This is a genomic window from Streptomyces sp. XM4193, assembly GCF_023072595.1.
Classification (GTDB): Bacteria; Actinomycetota; Actinomycetes; order Streptomycetales; family Streptomycetaceae; genus Streptomyces.
This window is the reverse complement of record NZ_JALLGK010000004.1, coordinates 360,942-382,404: the sequence shown is the minus strand read 5'-3', so window position 1 is coordinate 382,404 and position 21,463 is coordinate 360,942. Positions and strand designations below refer to the sequence as shown.

18 protein-coding genes and 1 pseudogene are annotated in these 21,463 nt (G+C 73.5%); 11 read left to right on the top strand and 8 right to left on the bottom strand.

All coding sequences use genetic code 11. From position 1 onward, the window contains the following. Positions 1–68: 68 nt before the first annotated feature. Entirely contained in the window at positions 69–1,394 is a 1,326-nt protein-coding gene (locus MTQ01_RS14650) for an NAD(P)/FAD-dependent oxidoreductase (protein ID WP_247490471.1), read from the bottom strand. 186 nt (positions 1,395–1,580) lie between these two features. Between MTQ01_RS14650 and MTQ01_RS14645 the strand changes: the two genes are divergently transcribed. The 4 genes from MTQ01_RS14645 (at position 1,581) to MTQ01_RS14630 (ending at position 6,550) form a co-directional block, all read left to right on the top strand. Beyond that, on the top strand, positions 1,581–3,245 hold the full coding sequence (locus MTQ01_RS14645; protein ID WP_247490469.1) for a molybdopterin-dependent oxidoreductase: 1,665 nt from the start codon (positions 1,581–1,583) through the stop codon (positions 3,243–3,245). Positions 3,246–3,414: 169 nt separating this feature from the next. Next, the gene (locus tag MTQ01_RS14640; protein WP_247490466.1) at positions 3,415–4,077 is read left to right on the top strand and encodes a fasciclin domain-containing protein; all 663 of its coding nucleotides are present in this window, start codon (positions 3,415–3,417) and stop codon (positions 4,075–4,077) included. Positions 4,078–4,308: 231 nt separating this feature from the next. Continuing rightward, entirely contained in the window at positions 4,309–5,268 is a 960-nt protein-coding gene (locus tag MTQ01_RS14635; protein ID WP_247490465.1) for a LysR family transcriptional regulator, read from the top strand. Between the two features lie 115 nt (positions 5,269–5,383). Beyond that, entirely contained in the window at positions 5,384–6,550 is a 1,167-nt protein-coding gene (locus tag MTQ01_RS14630; RefSeq protein WP_247490463.1) for a S1 family peptidase, read from the top strand. Positions 6,551–6,762: 212 nt separating this feature from the next. Here MTQ01_RS14630 and MTQ01_RS14625 read toward each other — a convergent pair whose 3' ends face one another. After that, a complete protein-coding gene (locus MTQ01_RS14625) occupies positions 6,763–7,827 on the bottom strand; it encodes an MBL fold metallo-hydrolase (protein ID WP_247490461.1) in 1,065 nt (354 codons plus the stop codon). A 9-nt stretch (positions 7,828–7,836) separates the two neighbouring features. Then, entirely contained in the window at positions 7,837–8,985 is a 1,149-nt protein-coding gene (locus tag MTQ01_RS14620) for an aminotransferase class I/II-fold pyridoxal phosphate-dependent enzyme (RefSeq protein WP_247490458.1), read from the bottom strand. 142 nt (positions 8,986–9,127) lie between these two features. On the opposite strand from MTQ01_RS14620, the gene MTQ01_RS14615 reads away from it, so the two are divergent. From MTQ01_RS14615 to MTQ01_RS14600, 4 genes are all read left to right on the top strand, one after another. Beyond that, on the top strand, positions 9,128–10,618 hold the full coding sequence (locus MTQ01_RS14615) for a bifunctional phosphatase PAP2/diacylglycerol kinase family protein (protein ID WP_247490457.1): 1,491 nt from the start codon (positions 9,128–9,130) through the stop codon (positions 10,616–10,618). Positions 10,619–10,742: 124 nt separating this feature from the next. Continuing rightward, positions 10,743–11,093 (top strand): VOC family protein, encoded by a 351-nt coding sequence (locus tag MTQ01_RS14610; RefSeq protein WP_247490456.1) that lies wholly within the window; start codon positions 10,743–10,745, stop codon positions 11,091–11,093. Positions 11,094–11,101: 8 nt separating this feature from the next. Beyond that, positions 11,102–12,121, top strand: coding sequence for an aminoglycoside phosphotransferase family protein (locus MTQ01_RS14605; RefSeq protein WP_247490455.1), 1,020 nt, complete (start codon positions 11,102–11,104; stop codon positions 12,119–12,121). A gap of 185 nt (positions 12,122–12,306) precedes the next feature. After that, complete coding sequence (locus MTQ01_RS14600) at positions 12,307–12,723, top strand: CBS domain-containing protein (RefSeq protein ID WP_247490454.1); 417 nt, start codon at positions 12,307–12,309, stop codon at positions 12,721–12,723. A 263-nt stretch (positions 12,724–12,986) separates the two neighbouring features. Here MTQ01_RS14600 and MTQ01_RS14595 read toward each other — a convergent pair whose 3' ends face one another. The 4 genes from MTQ01_RS14595 to MTQ01_RS14580 all read right to left on the bottom strand — a co-directional run bounded on the left by MTQ01_RS14595 (position 12,987) and on the right by MTQ01_RS14580 (position 17,962). Beyond that, complete coding sequence (locus MTQ01_RS14595; RefSeq protein WP_247490452.1) at positions 12,987–15,038, bottom strand: prolyl oligopeptidase family serine peptidase; 2,052 nt, start codon at positions 15,036–15,038, stop codon at positions 12,987–12,989. Positions 15,039–15,253: 215 nt separating this feature from the next. Next, a complete protein-coding gene (locus MTQ01_RS14590; protein WP_247490450.1) occupies positions 15,254–16,594 on the bottom strand; it encodes a M20/M25/M40 family metallo-hydrolase in 1,341 nt (446 codons plus the stop codon). Beyond that, on the bottom strand, positions 16,587–17,417 hold the full coding sequence (locus MTQ01_RS14585) for a M55 family metallopeptidase (protein WP_247490448.1): 831 nt from the start codon (positions 17,415–17,417) through the stop codon (positions 16,587–16,589). Before MTQ01_RS14585 ends, MTQ01_RS14590 begins: the two co-directional genes overlap by 8 nt. 92 nt (positions 17,418–17,509) lie before the next feature. Then, on the bottom strand, positions 17,510–17,962 hold the full coding sequence (locus MTQ01_RS14580) for an SRPBCC family protein (RefSeq protein WP_247490447.1): 453 nt from the start codon (positions 17,960–17,962) through the stop codon (positions 17,510–17,512). A gap of 172 nt (positions 17,963–18,134) precedes the next feature. Here MTQ01_RS14580 and MTQ01_RS14575 point away from each other — a divergent pair, with 172 nt between their 5' ends. Further along, entirely contained in the window at positions 18,135–19,199 is a 1,065-nt protein-coding gene (locus MTQ01_RS14575; RefSeq protein WP_247490445.1) for an Rv2578c family radical SAM protein, read from the top strand. Between the two features lie 21 nt (positions 19,200–19,220). Beyond that, positions 19,221–19,709 carry a GNAT family N-acetyltransferase gene (locus tag MTQ01_RS14570; protein ID WP_247490444.1) on the top strand — a complete coding sequence of 163 codons (489 nt, stop codon included), beginning with the start codon at positions 19,221–19,223 and terminating at the stop codon, positions 19,707–19,709. 180 nt (positions 19,710–19,889) lie between these two features. Here MTQ01_RS14570 and MTQ01_RS14565 read toward each other — a convergent pair whose 3' ends face one another. After that, complete coding sequence (locus MTQ01_RS14565; protein ID WP_247490442.1) at positions 19,890–20,534, bottom strand: HEAT repeat domain-containing protein; 645 nt, start codon at positions 20,532–20,534, stop codon at positions 19,890–19,892. A gap of 159 nt (positions 20,535–20,693) precedes the next feature. Between MTQ01_RS14565 and MTQ01_RS14560 the strand changes: the two are divergent. Beyond that, positions 20,694–21,449: pseudogene (locus MTQ01_RS14560) on the top strand (TetR family transcriptional regulator); the annotation flags it as partial. Between the last annotated feature and the right edge of the window lie 14 nt (positions 21,450–21,463).

The window sequence follows — 21,463 nt, the reverse complement described above, 5'->3', positions numbered from 1 at the left end:
GGGCGGGTCCGGTGGCGCGCTCGTGGGCGCGTTGTGCTCCTGGTTCGCCCGGGCGGGGTGCGGCGCGTTCACCAGCGCACCCCCAGCGCCGCCGCGGCGTCGACCCCCGAGCGGCAGCCGTCCTCGTGGAAGCCCCAGCCGTGGTAGGCGCCCGCGTACGCGGTGACGGGCCCGGCCAGCTCGGGCAGCCGCAGCTGCGCCGCCCTGGTGCGATGGGTGAAGACGGGGTGCTCGTAGACCATTTCGGCGAGCACCAGACCCGGGTCGATCCGGTCGCCGCCGCCCAGGGTGACGACGTACTCCCGGTCGGCGTCCAGCCGTTGGAGCCGGTTCATGTCGTAGCTGACGCGTACGTCGTCGGCTCCGGTCTCGCAGTGCGGCATCAGGTAGTTCCACGAGGCGCGGGCACCGGAGCTGCGCGGCAGTACGGAGGTGTCGGTGTGCAGCAGCGTCGCGTTGCGCGAGTAGCGGAACGCGCCGAGGACTTCGCGCTCGTCCGGGGTGGGGTCGTCGAGGAGCGCGAGCGCCTGGTCGGGGTGGACGGCGACGACCACGCCGTCGGCCTCCTCGACGGCGCCGCCGGCGCTCTCCAGCCGCACGCCGTCGGCGGTCCGGCGCACCGAGCGCACCGGGGAGCCGAGGTGCACGGCGGTCAGCTGCTCGGCGATGCGGTCGACATAGCTGCGCGAACCCCCGGTGACGGTGCGCCAGGTGGGCGAGCCGCCGACCGAGAGCATCCCGTGGTGGTCCAGGAAGCGGAAGAGGTAGAGCGCGGGGTAGCGCAGCGCGGTCTCCGCCGGGCAGGACCAGACCGCCGAGACCAGCGGAATGGCGAAGTGGCTGACGAAGTACGGCGAGAAGCGGGAGCGGCGCAGGAAGTCGCCGAGGGTGACACCGGCCGCCGTCCCGTCCTCCCCCTCCGCCGCCGGGCCGGCGGCCGAGCCCTCGGAGTGGGCGTCGGCCTGCCGCAGCAGTGCCCTCGCGGCACGGTGGAAGCGCGGCACCTCCGCGTACATGCGCAGGGTGCGGGGGCGAAGTGCCCGACTCGGCTTGGCGAACAGCCCGGCCGGGCCGCGGGCTCCCGCGTACTCCAGACCACAGCCCTCGCACCGCACCGACATGCTCATCTCCGACTCCTGCGTGGCGACGCCGAGTTCGGCGAAGAGCCGCAGAAGGTTCGGGTAGGTCCGCTCGTTGTGGACGATGAAGCCGGAGTCGACGCGGTGGACCCGGCCGTCCGGGGTGGTGAGGTCGTGGGTGTGGGCGTGGCCTCCGAGCCGCTCGTCTGCCTCGTGGAGCGACACCTCGACGCCGCCGCGCTGCAGCACATGTGCCGCGGTCAGGCCCGCGACTCCGCTGCCCACCACGGCGATTCGGCGCCGGTCTGCCGCCATGTCGGTCCTCCTGAGTGTTCGGTGCGCGGGGTTGCGCCGGAGCACGCGCGCGCTCGCGACGCGTCTGTCGCGGGTGATTCGGTGCCGCGGGCGGAACGGATTGGTCCGGCGGCACGAAAGTCGAGCTCGGAGCCGATTTTTCATTTGTTCGAGTGAACGACCAATCCGCCCCCGCAGCAGCACCGAATGCGGGGTGTGACGGGAAACAGAGCACGGAAAGCGACACGCAACGCACTTGCCGCGTTCAGCGGAGTGCTGGCCGCCCTGGCCGCGCTCGCCTTCGCCGAGCTCGCTTCCGCCGCGGTACGACCGGAGGCCTCTCCGGTCACCGCGGTCGGCTCGGCGGCGATCGACCAGGCACCGACTCCGGTCAAGGACTGGGCGATTCGCACCTTCGGCGAGGACGACAAGCTGGTGCTCCAGCTCGGCATCGTCGCCGTACTCACGGTGTTCGCGCTGGTGGCGGGCGTACTGGCGCAGCGGTTCCGATGGCTCGGCACCGCCGGAGTGCTGGCGTTCGGACTGGTCGGCGCGGGAGCCGCGCTCAGCAGGCCGAACAGCGGACCGACGGACGCGCTGCCCTCGCTGGCCGGCGCACTGGTCGGCGCGGTGGCGCTCCATCTGCTGATCGAGGCCGTGCGCCGCGCCCCCTGGCTCGCCTCCGACGAACAACGCACGCCCGACGACGAGGCGGAGTCCGACCTCCCCGGGACCGACGCCCCGCCCCCCGGCGGCACGCCCCGTGACCGCGACGGAACGGCTTTCGACCGGCGCGGATTCGTTGCGGTGGCAACAGCGACGGCTGCCGTCTCGGCGGGTGCGGGCCTGCTCGGCAGGCATCTCAACGCCGGTACGGGCGCCGAGGCCGCCGCCTCGCGCGAGGCGGTACGGCTGCCCGCGCCCCGTTCGGCCGCGCCGACGATCCCGCGCGGCGCGGAGCTGGCGGTGCGCGGCGTGGCGCCCTTCACCACCCCCAACCGCGACTTCTACCGCGTCGACACCGCGCTGGTGGTGCCGAAGGTCAACGCCGACACCTGGCGGCTGCGCATCCACGGCAAGGGCGTACGGCGGGAGTTGGAGCTGGATTTCCAGGACCTGCTCTCGCGGGGCCTGGTCGAGCGCGACATCACGATGTGCTGCGTCTCCAACCAGGTCGGTGGCCCGTACGTGAGCAGCGCCCGGTGGCTGGGCGTACCGCTGGCCGAGCTGCTGCGCGAGGCGGGTGTGCGTCCCCCCTCCAAGGGCGGGCCGGCCGACCAGCTGGTCTCCAAGTCCGTGGACGGGATGACGATCGGCACTCCGGTGGAGACCGTGATGGACGGCCGCGACGCGATGCTCGCGGTCGGGATGAACGGCGAACCGCTCCCGTTCGTCAACGGTTTCCCGGTGCGGATGCTCGTTCCGGGTCTGTACGGCTACGTCTCGGCCTGCAAATGGCTGGAGGAGCTGGAGCTCACCACCTTCGAGGACACGGACGTGTACTGGGTCAAGCGCGACTGGGCGCAACGGGCGCCGGTCAAGACCCAGTCCCGCATCGACGTGCCCGAGCCGCTGGCCACTCTCAAGCCCGGCACGGTACGGGTGGCCGGTGTCGCCTGGGCGCAGCACCGCGGGATCGACCGGGTCGAGGTGCGGGTCGACGAGGGCCCCTGGCAGGAGGCCAGGCTCGCGGCCGAGCACACCAAGGACACCTGGCGGCAGTGGGTCTACGAGTGGCCCGCCCGTCCGGGACGTCACCGGCTGGAGGTCCGCGCCACCGACGGCGACGGCGAGCTCCAGACCGGTGAGCGCGTCGGGACCGTACCCGACGGCGCGACCGGCCGGCATTCGGTGGTGGTCAACGTGGACTGACCCGCCGGCCGCACGTTCCGCCCGCGACGCGGCCCCGGAACCGGCCGGCCCCGCCCGCCCGGCGGGAGACCGACCCGGTGGCCCACACCCCCGTGGTGCACCGACACCCCTGTGGGCGAGCTCCGTTCGGAGCCTCGCCACACCTCGCAACCCCTTGGAGATGAATCACATGAACGCCCGTATCCGTCGCAGCACCATCGCCGCCGTCGCCGCCCTCGTTCTGCCCTTCTCGGTCATGGCCTGCGGCAGCGACGACAGCGACAGCAGCAGCGACGACAGCACCGCGGCAGGCGAGGAGACGCCGGGCCAGGACGACAGCGACAAGTCCGAGGAGAGCGACGAGAAGGAGACCGCGTCCGAGCCCTTCGGTCCGGGCTGCGAGGCCGTTCCGGAGAGCGGTGACGGCAGCTTCGACGGCATGGCCAAGGACCCGGTGGCGACCGCCGCCGGCAACAACCCCGCGCTCTCCACCCTGGTGAAGGCCGTCGGTGCCGCGGACCTGGGCGACACGCTCAACTCCGCCGAGGACATCACGGTGTTCGCGCCGACCAACGACGCCTTCGACAAGATCCCGAAGGCCGACCTGGACGCCCTCCTCAAGGACAAGGACGCCCTGAGCAAGGTCCTCACCTACCACGTCGTCGACGAGCGCCTGGCGCCGAAGGACCTGGAGGACGGCGAGTACGCGACGCTGGCCAAGGAGAAGCTGACGGTCGCCGGTTCGGGCGAGAAGTACGAGGTCAACGACGAGTCGAAGGTCGTCTGCGGCAACGTCCAGACCTCCAACGCCACGGTCTACATCGTCGACACCGTGCTGATGCCGGCCAAGTGACCGGTACCGCCCGCCACTTCGGCGGGCGGCGCACACCTTCCGGTCGGGCCCGCGCGGTCCGGGCCCGACCGGAAGCGGAATCCGCCGGGGGCGGGGCCATCGTGAAGTCGCGTCGGCCCCGCCCCTGGTGGGCTGTGACGGGACGCCGCGGACACCGCTTCCGAAGAGTGCGGGTATGAGCGGAAACGGAAGCTCTTGCCGTACCCCACCGGTGGCCATAACTTCACCCCCATGGAACTCGAGCTGCGGCATCTGAAGGTCATTCGGGCGATCGGTCAGGAAGGCAGCCTGACCAGGGCGGCCACCACTCTCGGGCTGGCGCAGTCGGCGCTCAGCGGACAGCTGAAGCGCATCGAACGCGCCCTGGGCGGGCCGCTGTTCGAACGCGACCGCGCCGGCGCACGTCCCACCCCGCTCGGCGAGCTGGTGCTCACCAGAGCCAGAGTCCTGGTCCCGGCCATGCGCCAGCTCCAGGACGACGCACGAAGATTCGCCAGCTCCTGGCAGGACTCGCCGCGCTTCCGGATCGGGAGTTCGCACGGGCCGCTGCTGGGGGCGCTGATCGACCGGATCTCGGTGACCCACCCGGAGGCGCTGCTCTCGACGCACACCTCCTGGTCCACCACCGAGCTGTGCGAACTGCTGGTCGAGGGCCGACTGGACTTCGTGCTGACCGGCGTCTGCGGGCAGAGCGCTCCCCCGCGCTCGGACGCCCTGGACTGGCGCACAGTGGGCCGCGATCCGGTCTTCGTGATGCTCGGCGAGGGCCATCCGCTCGCCGAGGAACCGCAGTTGGAGCTGAGCAAGCTGGCCGAGCAGCGCTGGGCGAAGGCCCCGGGCGAAGGCTGCTTCCGGGACTGCTTCACCGCCGCGTGTGCCCGCGCGGGCTTCACCCCGATCTCCTTCTTCGAGACCGACGCCTCGGCCTGCGTCGAACTCGTCCAGCTCGGCAGGGCGGTGGGCCTGTGCCGCGCCACCTTCCCGCCCACCCCCGGCGTGGTGACGGTCCCGCTGGCCGGTACGCCGCTGAGCTGGCGTCACATCATCGGCTACGACCCGGAGTCGACCGCCGCGAGCACCGCGGCCTCCGTACTGCTGCACGCCCGCCAGGCGCACTCCGAGGCCGCCCGCCGCAACCCCCGCTACGTGGACTGGCTCGCCGCCAACGAGCTGTTCGGTACTGCTCACTGACGGTCCGATATGCGGTTACATCACATGACAAGAGGGCCACTCTGACAGGTACACGCCGCGCGTTCGACTGGCTACTTTGTGACCGACCCCACATAGAGCAGCGAGGAGAACCCCCATGCTCCGTAGCAGACGTACCGCGATCGCCGCCGCCGCCGTCGCGGTTGCGGCACTCGGCGTCACCACCCTGCCCAGCGTCGCCGGCGCGCAGCAGGCCACCCCCGACAGGACCGCAGCGGTCGAGAAGGCGACCGAGGGCGTCAGCTCCGGCCTGCTGAAGGCCATGGAGCGCGACCTCGGCCTCACCGCCGACCAGGCCAAGGTCCGCATCGCCAACGAGGCCGAGGCGCTCAAGCTCGAGCCGACCGTCCGCAAGGACCTGGGTGCCGCGTTCGCCGGCTCCTGGGTGACGCAGAAGAGCGCCGACCTCTTCGTCGCCACCACGGACAAGTCGCAGCTGGCCGCGATCGAGAAGGCGGGCGCCACCGCCAAGCTCGTGGACCACAGCGTCAAGTCCCTGGAGAAGGCGCTCAAGAAGCTCGACACGGCCGCCGAGAAGTCGGCCGGCACGGTCGCGCCGGTGCGCTACCTCGACGTCAAGACCAACAAGGTCGTCGTCCTGTCCGCGAAGCCGGCCGAGGCGAAGAAGCTCGTCGCGGCCAGCGGTGTGGACGCCGGCGCCGTCAAGGTCGTCAAGTCCGACGAGGCGCCGCAGCCGATGTACAACCTGGTGGGCGGCGACGCCTACTACATGGGCGGCGGCCGCTGCTCGGTCGGCTTCTCCGTGCGCCAGGGCAGCACCCCCGGCTTCGCCACCGCCGGCCACTGCGGCCGCGTCGGCACCGCCACCTCCGGCTACAACCAGGTCTCCCAGGGCACCTTCCGGGGATCGGTCTTCCCCGGCAGTGACCGCGCCTGGGTCGCGGTGAACAGCAACTGGACCCCGACCCCCACGGTCAAGGGCTCCGGTTCGCGGGTCGCCGGCTCCCAGCAGGCCCCGGTCGGCTCCAGCATCTGCCGCTCGGGTTCCACCACCGGCTGGCACTGCGGCACGATCCAGCAGCACGGCACCAGCGTGACCTACCCGGAGGGCACCATCACCGGTGTCACCCGCACCTCGGTCTGCGCCGAGCCCGGTGACTCCGGCGGCTCCTACATCTCGGGCTCCCAGGCCCAGGGCGTGACCTCCGGCGGCTCCGGCAACTGCCGCACCGGTGGCACCACCTACCACCAGCCCATCAACCCGATCCTCAGCGCCTGGAACCTGACCCTGGTCACCGGCTGACGATCGTCCCGCTGAGGGAACCCCGGCACCGCCGGGAGCGCAGACCGAGCACGACTCGGCAGCGCCGAGCACCACGGCGCACCGCGGCCCGCCGGATCATCGATCCGGCGGGCCGTCGGCATGTGCGCACCCGCGCGCCTCCCCGCCGCCGCGCGCCCCGCCTCCCCGCGCGCCTCCCCGCGCGCCTCCCCGCGCGCCTCCCCGCGCCGGCTCTACGCCGGATCGCGGTCCATCGTGCGGGAGCCGCCGACCGGGAGGTTCCACAGGTCCTGCGCGCGGTTGCCGGCCGCGGCCCAGGCCCGCAGCAGCCGCTCTCCCGGCTCCAGCGGCGGCTCGCCGGAGAGCAGGAAGGTCGCCCAGTGCATCGGCGCCATGCAGCGGGCGCCGAGGTCGGCGTGGGCCCGCACCGCCTCCTCGGGGTCGGTGTGCACCGGACGCAGCATCCAGGACGGGTCGTACGCCCCGATCGGCAGCAGCGCCAGATCGATGCCCGGGTGGCGGCGGCCGATCTCGGCGAACCAGTGCCCGTAGCCGGTGTCCCCGGCGAAATAGAGCCGGTGGCCGGCCTCGCGACTGAGCACCCAACCGCCCCACAGCGAGCGGCAGGTGTCGGTGAGGGTGCGACGGGACCAGTGGTGGGAGGGGACGAAGTCGAAGCGGACGACGCCGCCCTCGGGCGAGGGCAGCTCCGCCGCCTCCCACCAGTCCAGCTCGGTGACGTCGGTGAACTTCCGCCTGCGGCACCAGCCGGCCAGCCCCGCGGGCACGAACAGCGGTGTGCTGCGCGGCAGTCGGGCCAGCGTGGGGGCGTCCAGATGGTCGTAGTGGTTGTGCGAGATCACCACCGCGTCGATCGGCGGCAGCGCCTCCCAGGCCACTCCGACAGGTGTCACCCGCTTCGGAGTGCCCATGATCTTGCCGGACCAGACCGGGTCGGTGAGCACCGTCAGCCCGCCGATCCGGACCACCCAGCTGGCGTGCCCCGCCCAGGTGACCGAGAGCCGTCCGGTCGCCGGCTCGGGCAACGGCGCCGGAGCGTACGGGAGTTGGTCCAGCTGCGCGCGTGCGCTCTCGGAGGGCCGCAGCGATCCGGTACGGGCGGCCCTGAACAGAGTGCGGAAACCCGGCAGCGGGCTGGTGAGCCGGTCGGAGAAGCTGCGCGGCCAGTCGCGGCGCTCGCCCCTGCGACGTGGAGCGGCGAGCTCCGGAGCGGTGAACTCCTCGCCACCGCCGGGGAGTTCGTCCCCCGAACCGGCCTGCTCGGTCTGCTCAGTCATCGCTGTCCCTCAATCTCTGCGGGTCCCGGTCAGTGAGGTGAGCAGGCGCCGCAGCCGCCGCGACGCCTCTGGTTCCCACGCCGCCCGGCCCACCGCCGGTTCCGGCTCCCGGGCCGCCGCCCGGTCCGGGCCCGGCCGCGCGGGGGCGAGCAGCTGTGTGTCGAAGCGCGCCCGCAGGGTCTGCGGCGGCTCGCCCAGCCGGTGTCCGCCGCGCACCCAGGGTCCGCCGAGCGCCACCGTCAACTCGGCTTCCAGGGACGCCGATCCGGTTGCTCCGCGGCGCCGCAGTTCCGGTCCGAACGGCGACAGGTCCGCGTAGAGCGCGCCGCCCAGACGCGGCGGGCGGCACACCGCGCCGGCTTCCACCAGCGCCCGGTGGAGCCTCGCACCGTACGCCGCGCGGGCCCGTACCCGTGCGCGGTGCTCGGTGCGCAGCGCCTCCGGCTCCTCCAGCGCGACCGCCACCGGGCCCCGCGCCTCCTCGGCGAGGCCGACGCCGAGATCGAGCAGCACACGCTCCACCGCCCGGGCCAGCTCCGCCCCGCGCCGGGTGTGCGGGAACCTGGCCGCCGCGGCGGGCGGGCCGTCGGGGAGCAGCGCCTCCCGCAGATCCACCAGTACGACGGCGGTGCCCGCCTCCGGCAGTCCTCCCGGCACCTCCAGCATCTGAGCAGGCGAGACGATCACCGTCTCGTGCGGATCGAAGGTGGTGTCCCGTCCGCTCTCGTCGCTGATGATCAACAGCCCCAGGGAGGCGGCCGCTTCGCACACCTCGTGCAGCAGCTCCGGCGGTGCGCAGGTGCCGGTCGGGTCGTCCGCGACCGAAAGCACCAGCACCCGGGGGTCGGCGCCGGCGGCACGCGCCCTGCACACCGTCTCCAGCAGCGCGAAGGGGTCGGGCACTCCCCCGCACTCCGCGGGCACCGGCACATGATGGACGGGCCGTCCCAGCAGCCTCGCCTGCGGCTCGTACCAGTCGGCGCAGGGTCGGGGGAGCACGACCGCGCCCGGCCCCACGGCGGCCAGCAGCGCCAGCAGCAGCACGGAGCCGCCGGGAGCGAGCACGACCCGCTCGGGCTCGGTGTGCAGGCCGCGCCGCCGCCAGTAGCCGGCGGCGGCAGCCGTCGGGGCGCCGGTCGCGACCTCGCCTCGCGCCATACCCACCTCCGCTCGCCGTGGCGCCCGCGCTCGGGCGGGAGCAGCACCGCGTTCCACACTCGCAGAAGCCGCGTCCGGCCGCCGCTCAGCGGGGTGCGCACCGCCACGGGTGGAAAACGCCGGGCAGGGTAGCGTTCCCGGGGTGAAGAGCAGAGTGAGCAGGGTCGACAACGTACTGTTCCGGAAGGTCGCCGGTCGCAGGCTGCCCGGGGCCGACCGGGTGCTGCCGCGGCTGAGCCGCAGCGCCAACCACGGTCTGCTGTGGTTCGGTACGGCCGCGGCGATCGCCACCCTCGGAAGTGACCGGGCCTCGGCCCGGCGCGCCGCGCTGCGCGGCACCGCCTCGCTGGCCCTGGCCTCGCTGGTGACCAACACACTGGCCAAGCGCGCCGTCCGGCGCGACCGCCCGCTGCTCGGTCCGGTGCCCTCCATCCGCCACCTCAAGCGGCAGCCGCACACCACGTCCTTCCCCTCCGGGCACTCCGCCTCGGCCGCGGCGTTCGCCACCGGAGTGGCGATGGAGTCCCCGGCCCTGGGCGCGGTGGTGGCTCCGGTGGCCGCGGCAGTGGCGTTCTCCCGCGTCTACACGGGGGTGCACTACCCCACCGACGTGGCCGCCGGCATCGCCATCGGCGCGGGCGCCGCACTGGTCGTACGCCGGCTGCTGCCGTCCAGACAGCTCGTACCGCCACCGGTGCGCGCCTCGGTGCGCGCTCCGCGACTGCCGGACGGCGCGGGCCTGGTCGTCGTCGCCAACTCCGGTTCCGGCCCGACGGACGAGCCGCCGGAGGAGGTCATAGGCGCGGCGCTGCCCGAGGCCGAGGTCATGGTCTTCGGCCGGGACGGCGACGAGGACCTGCCGGCCGTGCTGTCCAGGGCCGCCAAGCGCGCGGCCCAACTCGGCGGAGCGCTGGGGGTGTTCGGCGGTGACGGCACCGTCGGTGCCGCGGCCGGCGCGGCGTTGGAGGAGGGGCTGCCGCTGGCCGTGCTGCCCGGCGGCACCCTCAATCACTTCGCCCACGACCTGGGCATCTCCGAGGTCTCCGAACTGCGCGAGGCGCTCGCCTCCGGCGAGGCGGTCGAGGTCGACCTCGCCCGCTTCGGCGAGCACGGCACCTTCGTCAACACCTTCGCCCTCGGCGTCTACCCGGAGCTGGTGCGGGTGCGCGAGCGCTGGTCCCCCAGGATCGGCAGCTGGCCCGCCGGAGTGGTGGCCGCCTGGCAGGTGCTGCGCGAGTACGCGCCGGCCGAGGTGCACATCAACGGCTCCCGGCACCGCGTGTGGCTGCTCTTCGCCGGCAACTGCCGCTACGACGGCCTCGGCCTCGCCCCGCAGAACCGCTCCAACCTCGCCGACGGCCTGTTGGACGTACGGGTCGCCTACGCCGACCACTGGGCCCGCACCCGCCTGCTCGCCGGTGCCCTCGCCGGGACGTTGCAGCAGTCGCCGGTACACGGCGCCGCTCTGCTGCGCAGGCTGCGCATCGACTGGATCGAGCCCGGCACCCAGCTGGCGCACGACGGTGAGGTCACCGACGCGCCCCGGGCGCTGACGCTCTCCAAGGCGGCGGGCGGGTTGACCGTGTACTGCCCGCAGACCGCGCCCGACCTCACCGGCCCCGTCGCGCTCTGACACCGGCCGGCCGGCGCCGGGACGCACGGTCGGCCCGGCGCCGGGCACCCGGGCAGCACCAGCACCAGCACCAGCACCAGCACCAGCACCGCCTTACCCGCCGAAGAACGACGGAGGAAGACACATGCGCATTCTGGGAACGTCCCTGCGGATCTGCGTCGACGATCTGGAGGCCGCCGTCCCCGTCTACGAGCGCCTGGCGGGGACGCCGGCGGCGCGCTTCGAACTCGGCGCAGTGAGCGTCGCGGCGGTCGGCCCGTTCCTGGTGATGAGCGGACCGCCCGACGAGCTGGACATCCTTCGGCGCATCAGCGCGACTCTGTCGGTGGACGACGTCATGGCGGCGGCCGAGGCGCTGCGGGAGGTGGATGCGGACATCCTGGTGGGTCCGCGCCAGACCTCGGCCGGACGCAGCCTGGTCGCACGCCTGCCCGACGGCACCATCTTCGAGTACGTCGACCAGCCGGACCATTGAGGACGGCCGTGCCCGCGCACCCGCCGAAGGAGCCGCCGGACCGGGCCGTACCGTCGGACGGGCTCGCGGCGCCGGACGGAACCGTACCGCCGGACGGGCTCGCAGCGCCGTCGGCGGCGGTCGTGCGCAACCTCGGCGGCGATCCGGACGGGGCGGCCTGGCTGCGCCGACTCCCGCGGCTCGTCGAGGAGTTCACCGCGCGCTGGGATCTGCGCGTGGGCCGGCCGTACCCCGGCGGCAGCTGCTCGTGGGCCGCACCGGTTCGGCGCGCCGACGGTGCGCCCGCCGTGCTCAAGCTGAGTTGGCCGCATCCCGAGGCGGCCTGCGAGGCGTTGGCGCTGCGGCACTGGGCGGCCGTGGAGAATCCGGCGGCCGTACGCCCCTGTGCCTGGGACGAGGAGCGGTGGGCGCTGCTGCTCGAACGCTGCGAGCCCGGCACCGGCCTGCTGTCCCCCGAGCAGCCCGCCACCCCGGTCGAGCGCCTGACCGCGGGGCTGGACCTGCTGCGGGAGCTCTGGACGCGTCCCCGGGAACTTCCCCGTCCCGACGCCTGTCCACCGGAGTTGGCCGAGGTGTGCGAGGGCTGGGCGGACCTCGTCGAGGAGCGCTTCGCGCGCACGGGCGCGGTGCTGGGCGCGGACCCCGGGCCGGTACGCCGTGGGGCGGCGCTGCTGCGGGAACTCCCCCGCCGGGCGCCGGGCAGGGTGCTGCTGCACGGCGACTTCAACCCGGGAAACGTGCTCACCGCCCGGCGCCGCTCCCACGTGGCCATCGACCCCAAGCCGATGATGGGTGATCCGGCGTACGACCCGTGGCCGCTGCTCGATCAGCTGCCCGCCCGACTTCCCCTGCGCGCAAGGCTGTTGCTCGCCCAGGAGCACACCGGGCAGCCGGCCGATCGGCTCGCCGCCTGGGGCCTCGCCCGCACCGTCGAGTACGCACTGTGGTCGGCGGACCGGGGCGGGACGGCGGACGCCCGCGCCGCGCTCGCCGGTGCCTCCGCACTCGCCGACCTGGCACAGGCCTGACTTCTGCCCACCCGGCCGCGGCCGTCCCGTCGCGGCCGTCCCGTCGCGGCCGTCCGGTCCGGTCGCCGCCGCCCGGTCGCCGCCGCGTCGCGCCGGCGCGGGTCCGCGGTTGCCGACGCTCTCACCCGGACGGACCATGGGAGGCGCGCCGCAACTGTCGTCGGCGGCGCGATCCGGAGGTACCCATGGCCACGGCCGAAGACATCATGCACCCCGGTGCGCAGTGGATTCCCGCACACGAGACGCTCGACCGCGCCGCTCAGCTGATGCGTGAGCTGGACGTGGGGGCGCTGCCCGTCAGCGACCAGAACGAGCGGATGTGCGGCATCATCACCGACCGCGACATCGTCGTGGAGTGCGTCGCGCACGGTCTCGACCCGTCGAGGATCACCTGCGGTGACCTCTCGCTCGGCACTCCGCGCTGGGTCGACTCGGACGCGGACGTCGGTGAGGTGCTGGAGGAGATGCAGGGCCACCAGATCAGACGGCTGCCCGTCATCAAGGACAAGCGTCTGGTCGGCATGATCAGCGAGGCGGACCTCGCACAGCATCTCTCCGAGGAGCAGATCGCGGCCTTCGTGGAACGCGTCTACGCTCACTGACAGCGGGCCGGGTACGTCCCTTCGAGAGCGGACCGCCCGCTGCCGGCACCACCGAACGTGCGGCGTTCACCGCACCCCACGACCGGGGCACCCGTGCCCCGCCCGGGCCCGCCGACCGCATCGCGAACGATATGACACCGGTCGGCGGGCCCACTCCTGTCTCGGTCCGGCTCGTGCACCGGACCGCCGGGACGGGCCGGTGCACGGGCGGAGAAAGCGGCGCTCGCCCCGGCGCTCCTCGCGACGCTCGCCCCCGGCGCTCCTCAGCGCCCGCCGGCGCTCCCGTCGCCACCTGCGCCCCGCGGGCCGTCCGCGAACACCCGCCGGTAGAGGGCCAGTTCCTCCTCCACCGCACGGATGATCGTCTCGGCCCGGCGGAAGCCGTGCCCCTCGCCCTCGAAGGCGAGGTAGGTGTACGGGACGCGGTCCCCGATCTCGGCGAGGAAGCGGTCGCACTGCTCGGGCGGGCAGATCACGTCGTCGAGCCCCTGCAGCAGCAGGAACGGGACGGACACCCGGTCGGCGAGCAGCACCGGCGAGCGTTCCCGGTAGCGGTCGGGCACCTCTTCGAGCCGTCCGATCAGCGACTCCGTGTAACGCGACTCGAAGTCGTGGGTCTCCCCGTCGGCCCAGGCGGCCGGGTCCAGGATGGGGTAGCTGATCGCCGCGGTCGCGTACAGGCCCTCCACGGAGGGCGCGACCAGCGAGGAGGCGGACGTCCAGCCGCCCGCGCTGCCGCCCCGAACGGCCAGCCGCGTGCCGTCGGCGGTGCCCTCCCGGGCCAGCTCGCGCGCGACGGTGGCGCAGTCCTCGACGTCGACCACGCCCCACTGCTCGCGCAGCCGGTTGCGGTAGACGCGACCGTGGCCGGTGGAGCCGCCGTAGTTGACCTCGGCGACACCGATACCGCGCGAGGTGAAGTAGGCGAGCTCCAGGTCGAGCACGAGCGGCGCCCGCCCGGTGGGCCCGCCGTGCGCCCAGATCACGTACGGCGGTGCCTGGCCCTGGGGGCCGCGGTGGTCGGGGTGGTGCGGCGGATAGATGTGGGCGTGCACCGGACGGCCGTCCGGGCCGGTGAAGGTGCGCTGCTCGGGCCGCGGGAGGAACGCGGGGTCCACGGCGTCGGTGTGGTGCGCGGCCAGCACGCTCAAGTGCCCGGTGCAGGTGTCGAGTTCGACGATCTCGTAGGAGCTGTGGGGACTTGCCGCGATGCCCGCGACCCGGCTGCCGCGCACCGCGAGCGCCGCGCTCCACTCGCTCCACGGCCCCGGTGCGTCGGCCAGTTCGCCGGACCCGGTGTCCAGTATCGCCAGTCGCGCACCGCCGCGGCCGTGCAGCGTGGCGACGAGTCCGTTCTCCAGCGGGGCGAACCAGCGGTGGCCGAGCTTCCAGAGCGCGTCGGCGAACTCCTCCTCCCGCGGGCAGAGGTTGACCGGTGTGCCGCCGCCCGGGTCGACCCGGTGCAGGTTCCACCAGCCGGTCCGGTCCGTGGCGGCCAGCAGGCTGCCGTCCGCGGCCCAGTCGACCTGTACGACCGACTCCTGCGGTCCGCCCAGCACGGTGCGCGTCGCTTCCAGCCGGCCGTCGGCGGTGACCTCGGCCAGCCGCAGTTCGGTGCCGTCCCACGGCATCGCCGGGTGGTCCCAGACCAGCCAGGCCAGCTGCCGCCCGTCGGGCGAGAGCCGGGGGCCGGTGAGGAAGTCGTGGGCGTCGTCGGTGAGTTCGCGCAGCGCACCGCGGTCCTCGGCCGCCGAGCCGTCCAGCGGCACCGCCACCAGCACGCGCCGCACCTCGGTCGGGCCCTCCCCCGTGAACTCCTCCAGCACGCACCAGACTTCGCCGCGGTCGGGCAGCACCAGCGGATCGACGAACCGCAGTCCGCCGCCGACCGCGCCCAGCGGCGTCAACGGCACCGGTTCGCCCCCGGAGGCGCCCGGGGTGCTCGCCGCGTGATCGGCGCTCGCCGCGTCGGGGTCGAGTGCGTAGAGCCGCTGGTCGGCGAAGTGGGAGAAGACCACCAGCGGCCCGCGCCCCTCGCGCGGGACGCCCGCGAAGGGCTGGCCGCCGTACTCGATGACCCGGCTGCGCACGTTCCAGGGCGCCGGCAGCACCGACTCGGCGACCGGCGAACCGCTGCCGTCCCCCGGGCTCAGCCTCATCAGCGTCCGCCGCCCGCCCTCGGCCGGCCGGGGCGCGGTCCACCACAGCTCGTCGCCGATCGAAGTCAGGAACTCCGGTCGTCCGTCGTGCGCCGCGACCAGTGCGGCGTCGATCGGCGAGGGCCAACTGCCGTACGGAGCCTCGTGGTTCACCATCGGGTGGGCCTCCTGGGGTCAGCCCACTTCCTGCTGTGGGCAGTCGGGGGTGCCGGCGGGGCGCCGGGGTGCGGTGCCCGCGGCCGACTGTGCTGAACGGGTGCGGTACGGGTGCGGTACGGGTGCCGGCCGTAGGCGCGGTGCTGCCGGGTGCTGCTCGGGCGGCTCGGGTGGTGTGCCGCCGCGCCGCCGGGGTGCGGGGCGCGGCGGCGGGGTCACAGGCCCAGTACGGCCCGGTCCAGGGTGCGGACGCCGAACTGCAGGGCGTCCACCGGGACCCGCTCGTCCACACCGTGGAACATCGCGGCGTAGTCGTACCCCGGCGGCAGCCGCAGCGGGGAGTAGCCGTAGCCCTCGATGCCGAGCTGGGAGAACTGCTTGGCGTCCGTGCCGCCCGACATGCAGTACGGGATCACGTGGGCGTCCGGGTCGTGGTGCTCCAGCGCCTCGCGCAGCACCGCGTACGTGCGCGAGTCGACCGGGGCCTGGAGCGGCTGCTCGCGGTGGTAGAAAGACCAGTCGACGTCGGGACCGGTCAGCTCATCGATGGTCGCCTCGAACTCCGCCTCGGTGCCGGGCAGCATCCGCCCGTCGACGCCCGCGGTGGCCGTGCCGGGGATCACGTTCATCTTGTAACCGGCGTCCAGCATCGTGGGGTTGGCGCTGTTGCGCACGGTCGACTCGACGACGGCGCGGGCGGGGCCGATCGCGTCGAGGAAGGCGTCGACGTCCCAGTCCGGGTCGTCCAGCCGGGGCTCGGGCAGGCCCCGCACCCGCGCCAGCTCCAGCAGCGCGGCGCGCACGGTCGCGGTCAGTCGCAGCGGCCAGTGGTACTCGTCGATGCGGTGCACGGCGGAGGCGAGGCGGCCGACGGCGTTCTCGTGGTTGACCTTCGAGCCGTGGCCGGCCCGGCCGCGCGCGGTCAGCGTCATCCAGGCCGTACCGCGCTCGCCGGCCCCGACCGGGTAGAGCCGGGTGCCGTCACCGGTGTGGAAGGTGAACGCGCCGGACTCGCTGAGCCCTTCGGTGCACCCCTCGAACAGCTCGGCGTGCTGGTCGGCGAGGAAGCCGGAGCCGAACTCGGCGCTGTCCTCCTCGTCCGCGGTGAACGCCAGCACCACGTCCCGCCGGGGCCGGACGCCGCCGCGCGCCCAGGAGCGGACCATGGCCAGGATCATCGCGTCCATGTTCTTCATGTCGATGGCGCCCCGGCCCCACACCACCCCGTCCCGGATCTCGCCGGAGAAGGGGTGCACGCTCCACTCGCTCGCATCGGCCGGGACGACGTCCAGATGGCCGTGGAGGAGCAGCGCGTCGGCGCCGGGGTCGGTGCCCTCGATCCTGGCGACCACGTTGGTCCGGCCGCTCGCCTTCTCCAACAGCTGTGGCCGGATGCCGACTTCGTCGAGCCGGGCGGCCACGTACTCGGCGGCGGGCCGCTCCAGCCCCTCGCCCCGGCCGTGGTTGGTGGTGTCGATCCGGATGAGGTCGCTGGTGTAGGCGACCACCTCCTCCAGCGCCTGCTCGTCGCAGCCGACGGGCCGGGGGTCAGCCATAGGTCTCCTCCACGGCGTTCGAGACGACGGTGGTGACCGCTTTGAAGCAGCGGATGCCCTCGTACATGTTCGGGGAGCGGTAGGCGACGCGGCGTTCGCCGGTCTGCCGCACGCCGGGCACCACGGTGGCGGCGCCCGCCAGGTGCTCGGCGTCGAACTCCATCTCCACCTCGTGCGGCCCGCTGACCGGCTCGGTGCGGACGGCCAGCCGGACGGCGGCCGCGGCCGCGGCGCGGATGTCGGCCGCGGTGCGGGCGGGGGTGCGGCAGACGGCCGCGTAGCGCGAGACGTAGTCCTTGACGGCCACGGTCTCGGCTTCGGGCGCGTAGCCGCGGGAGTCCTCACAGGCACGGTCGTCGCCGGTGACCAGGACGACGGGCACGCCGTACTCGGCGACGACCAGCGAGTTCAGCAGGCCCTCGCTGGCGCGCACCCCGTCGACCCACACCCCGGTCAGGGAGTTGGCGAGGTAGGTGTGGGCGAGCACGCCCTCGTCGCCGGCGCCGGTGTGGTAGCCGATGAAGGCGATGCCGTCCACGTCGCCGTGCTGCACGCCCTCCACCATGGACAGCGCCTTGTGCCGTCCGGTGAGCATCTGGACGCGCTCGTCGAGCTCCTCGAGGAGCAGGTTGCGCATGGTCCAGTGGGCCTCGTTGACCAGCACCTCGTCCGCGCCGCCGGCCAGGAAGCCGAGGGCTGCCGCGTTCACGTCACTGGTGAACATCGAACGGCACCGCTGCCACTGCGGGGTGCCGGGCAGCACGTCGGCAGGCCAGGTGACGCCGGTGGCACCTTCCATGTCCGCGCTGATGAGGATCTTCATACCGGGCAACGTTAGCCGCCGTGCGGTGGGCTGAGAAGCCCGGTCCCGGGCGCGGCCGGGACCGGGTCGAAACGGCCGGTTCGACGGCTCGGTCAGGCGGAGGTCTTCTCCACCTCGGCCGCGAGATTGGCCAGAAGTTCGTCGTGGATTCGAGCCAGGCCCTTGGGCGCGAACGTCCGCTCGAAGAAGCCGCCGATGCCGCCCGCGCCGTCCCAGACGGTCCTGACGACGACCCGCGCCCTGCCGGTGCCGGCCGGGCTGACGGTCCAGGTCGTCACCATCGAGGAGTTGCGGTCCTTCTCGATCAGCTGACCGTCGCGCGGTTCGGTGACCTCCAGCAGGCAGTCGCGCACGCGCTTGCTGGTCGCCTGGAGCTTCCAGTGCACGAGGGTGCCCTCCCCGTCGCCGCCCTCGCGCACCTCGTACTCGCTGTACTGGCCGGGGAGCACCTTGCCTCGGACCTCGCGGTAGTCCGCGAGGGCGTCGAAGACATCGTCGGGGTCGGCGGCGATCTCCCGCTGCGTCGTTGCCTCGACCTGTGCCATGTGGCTCCTCCTGTGCCTCTGAGCGACCCGCAGGCCCTCGGCCTCGACCGGCTCAGCGGTCGCTGCGGGATGACTGGCGGCCATCCCATCACCCCGAGCCCGGCCGCCCAAATCCGGTTTGACAGCCTGCATGCGAACAGGTGTTCTATTGATAGCGAACCAAGGAGGCAGCATGCGCTGGGACAACCTGCGAAGCGAAGGACCGGAAGCCCTCTTCGGCACGGACCGGGTCACCCGCACGTTCGACACCCCGGAGTTTCGCGGGATCACGTTCCACGAGGTCAGGGCCCGCTCGATCGTGAACCGGGTGCCCGGGGCGTCGAAAGTGCCCTTCGCCTGGACGGTGAACCCCTACCGCGGTTGCAGCCACGCCTGCGTCTACTGCTTCGCACGCAAGACCCACAGCTACCTCGACCTCGACACCGGCCTCGGCTTCGACTCCCAGATCGTGGTGAAGGTCAACGCCCCCGAGCTGCTCCGCCGCGAGCTCGCCGCCCCGCGCTGGCAGGGCGAGCACATCGCCATGGGCACCAACGTGGACTGCTACCAGCGGGCGGAGGGAAAGTACGCGCTGATGCCACGCATCCTCACCGCGCTGCGGGACTGCGCGAACCCGTTCTCCATCCTGACCAAGGGCACGCTGGTGCTGCGCGATCTGGAGCTGCTGCGCTCGGCGGCGGCCATCACCGAGGTCGGTGTCTCGGTCTCCGTCGGCTTCCTGGACCAGCAGCTGTGGCGCACCGTGGAGCCGGGCACCCCCGCTCCGCAGCGGCGCCTGGACGTTGTGCGCACCCTCGCCGAGCACGGCATACCCTGCGGGGTCCTGATGGCCCCCGTCATCCCCTTCCTCGGCGACTCACCGGCCCAACTGCGCGAGACCGTACGGGCGGTGGCCGCCGCGGGCGCCAGCTCCGTGACGCCGCTGACGCTGCATCTGCGGCCCGGCGCCCGCGAGTGGTTCATGGCCTGGGTGGCGCAGCACCACCCGGGGCTGGTGCGCCACTACGAGGCGCTGTACGCCGCGGGCGCCTACGCCCCGACCTGGTACCAGCGGCGCATCACCGGCCAGGTGCACGAGCTCGCCGCCGAGTACGGCCTCGCACCCGCCGCCCCCGGTGTCGCCCGCCGTGCGGCCCCGGCGCGCGAGAGCGCCGCCGCGCGGCCGGCCGAGCGGGTGCCGGTGGGCTGCGAGGCGAGCCCCGAGGAGTCCGCGTACACCCAGATGACGCTGCTGTGAGCGGCGTGCGATGCTGCGTCGATGCAGATCAGAGAAGCGAGCGAGGCCGACTGGCCGTCGATCTGGCCCTTCCTGGGGGAGATCGTGCGGGCCGGCGAGACCTACACCTACGACCGTGACCTCTCCGAGGAGGACGCCAGGTCGATGTGGATGATCCCCTCCCCGGGCCGCACGGTCGTCGCGGTCGAGGAGGACGGCACCGTCCTCGGCACCGCCAAGATGAACCCCAACCACATGGGCGGCGCCTCCCACATCGCGAGCGCCAGCTTCATGGTCGACGCCGCACACAGCGGTCGCGGCACCGGGCGCGCCCTCGGCGAGCACGTGATCGCCTGGGCGCGCGAGCAGGGGTACCGGGCGATCCAGTTCAACGCGGTGGTGGAGACCAACTCCCGTGCGGTGGCGCTCTGGCAGTCGCTCGGTTTCGAGATCATGACCACCCTGCCCGAGGGTTTCCGGCACCCGACCGAGGGCTTCGTGGGACTGCACATCATGTACCGGCAGCTCTGAGGCGCCGGCGCACGGCCGGGCTCCGACCGCACCGTGCGCCCCGCGCGGGCCGCCGGTGTCCCGCTTTCCCGGTGTCCCGGTGTCCCGCTCTCCGTGTTCCCGCCCACCGCGGTGCGGACGGCGGCGCACGACGGGGAGGGCGAGCAGCCGGGGCGCACCAAAGCGCCGCCCGTGGCGGCGTCAGGGGCGGGGCAGTCGGGCGAGCGCGGTCGTGGCCGTCTCGCGCAGCTGCGGGAAGCCGGTGGCGGCGGTCAGCACCGGCCGCGCCCTGACGTCCCGCAGCACCCCCAGCCCCTCCACGCAGGCCCGGGCGATCGGCCAGTAGTGACCCGGACCCGCGAGCAGCCGACGCAGCGTGGCGACCAGCACCGGCACCGACTCCGGCGCACCGAGTCGCGCCAGCAGCCGCACCGGCTCCAGCGCGTAGGCGGTGCGCAGCTCGTTGCCCGCCAGCGCGGCCGCTGCGCGGGCGGTACGGGGGTCGCCGAGCCGCGCCAGCGCCTCGGCGGCGGCCGAAGCCCGTACCGGCTCCCGGTAGTTGAGCAGGAAGACCAGGGTCTCGAAGGCCCGGCGGTCGCCGGCGCCCGCCAGCGCGCAGGCAGCCACCTCCTGCGCCCACACCGGATGCCCCTGCTCGGTCAGCACGCGTGCCAGCGCGTCCCTGGCCGGCCTGGCGGTGCGCGGTTCCCTGGCCGCGGCCCGTACGGACCAGGTGGCCAGCCGCTCGTAGGCCCGCGGCCCCGAGCGCTCCGGGTCGCCGGTGGCCGCACCCCGCGAGGCGTCGGCACGGGCGCGGTGCAGCAGTGCGCTGAGCCAGTCGTCCATGCCCTCGCATCACCCCTCGGGTTCGGCGGGCGGCGAGGACCGTCGGTCCGTCGTGCCCGTGCCAGACATCCTGGCCAACTCATGCCCCGGGTATTCCAGTTACTCACCAGTCACCACGGAAGCGGCCGGTGGGCGCGGGTCACGTGTAACGTTCGGCGCATGCCGCAGCCAGTCAAATCCACCCGTGCCACCGCCCCGTCCCAGCGACTGAAGATGCGCCGGGAGCTGGCTGCTGCCGCCATGAACCTCTTCGCCACCAAGGGGTACGAGGCGACGACGGTCGACGAGATCGCAGCCACCGCGGGCGTCGCCCGACGCACCTTCTTCCGCCACTTCCGCTCCAAGGAAGAGGCGATCTTCCCCGACCACGACGACACCCTGGAGCGGGCCCGGGCCGTGCTGGACGCCGCTCCCGCGCACGAGAACCCGTTGGACACCGTGTGCCGGGGCATCAAAGAGGTCATGAAGATGTACGCGGCCTCCCCGGCAGGCAGCGTCGAGCGCTACAAGCTCACCCGCCAGGTGCCGGCGCTGCGCGAGCGGGAGATCGCCTCGGTGGCCCGCTACGAGCGCCTGTTCACCCGCTACCTCCTGGGCCACTTCCCCGAGTCGGCCCACCGGGACGGCGACGACGACCCGCTGCTCGCCGAGGTGGCCGCCTCCGCGGTGGTCACCGCGCACAACCACGTGCTGCGGCGCTGGCTGCGCGCGGGCGCCCAGGGCGATGTGGAGACCCAGCTCGACGGGGCGTTCGTCATCGTGCGGCGCACCTTCGGCACCGGCTTCAGCCACCACCGCGAGACACCGGGCGCGGCGCCCTCGGCCACCGCGCGCGGCGAGGTGCTGGTCACCGTGACCCACACCGACACCCCGCTGCCGCAGATCATGCGCACCATCGAGTCGGCGCTGCACAGCCACCGGGCGGGCAG

Coding starts and splice junctions, on each gene's coding strand:
- MTQ01_RS14650 (WP_247490471.1), bottom strand. CDS start 1,394: ATGGCGGCAGACCGGCGCCGAATCGCCGTGGTGGGCAGCGGAGTCGCG.
- MTQ01_RS14645 (WP_247490469.1), top strand. CDS start 1,581: ATGCGGGGTGTGACGGGAAACAGAGCACGGAAAGCGACACGCAACGCA.
- MTQ01_RS14640 (WP_247490466.1), top strand. CDS start 3,415: ATGAACGCCCGTATCCGTCGCAGCACCATCGCCGCCGTCGCCGCCCTC.
- MTQ01_RS14635 (WP_247490465.1), top strand. CDS start 4,309: ATGGAACTCGAGCTGCGGCATCTGAAGGTCATTCGGGCGATCGGTCAG.
- MTQ01_RS14630 (WP_247490463.1), top strand. CDS start 5,384: ATGCTCCGTAGCAGACGTACCGCGATCGCCGCCGCCGCCGTCGCGGTT.
- MTQ01_RS14625 (WP_247490461.1), bottom strand. CDS start 7,827: ATGACTGAGCAGACCGAGCAGGCCGGTTCGGGGGACGAACTCCCCGGC.
- MTQ01_RS14620 (WP_247490458.1), bottom strand. CDS start 8,985: ATGGCGCGAGGCGAGGTCGCGACCGGCGCCCCGACGGCTGCCGCCGCC.
- MTQ01_RS14610 (WP_247490456.1), top strand. CDS start 10,743: ATGCGCATTCTGGGAACGTCCCTGCGGATCTGCGTCGACGATCTGGAG.
- MTQ01_RS14600 (WP_247490454.1), top strand. CDS start 12,307: ATGGCCACGGCCGAAGACATCATGCACCCCGGTGCGCAGTGGATTCCC.
- MTQ01_RS14595 (WP_247490452.1), bottom strand. CDS start 15,038: ATGGTGAACCACGAGGCTCCGTACGGCAGTTGGCCCTCGCCGATCGAC.
- MTQ01_RS14590 (WP_247490450.1), bottom strand. CDS start 16,594: ATGGCTGACCCCCGGCCCGTCGGCTGCGACGAGCAGGCGCTGGAGGAG.
- MTQ01_RS14585 (WP_247490448.1), bottom strand. CDS start 17,417: ATGAAGATCCTCATCAGCGCGGACATGGAAGGTGCCACCGGCGTCACC.
- MTQ01_RS14580 (WP_247490447.1), bottom strand. CDS start 17,962: ATGGCACAGGTCGAGGCAACGACGCAGCGGGAGATCGCCGCCGACCCC.
- MTQ01_RS14575 (WP_247490445.1), top strand. CDS start 18,135: ATGCGCTGGGACAACCTGCGAAGCGAAGGACCGGAAGCCCTCTTCGGC.
- MTQ01_RS14570 (WP_247490444.1), top strand. CDS start 19,221: ATGCAGATCAGAGAAGCGAGCGAGGCCGACTGGCCGTCGATCTGGCCC.
- MTQ01_RS14565 (WP_247490442.1), bottom strand. CDS start 20,534: ATGGACGACTGGCTCAGCGCACTGCTGCACCGCGCCCGTGCCGACGCC.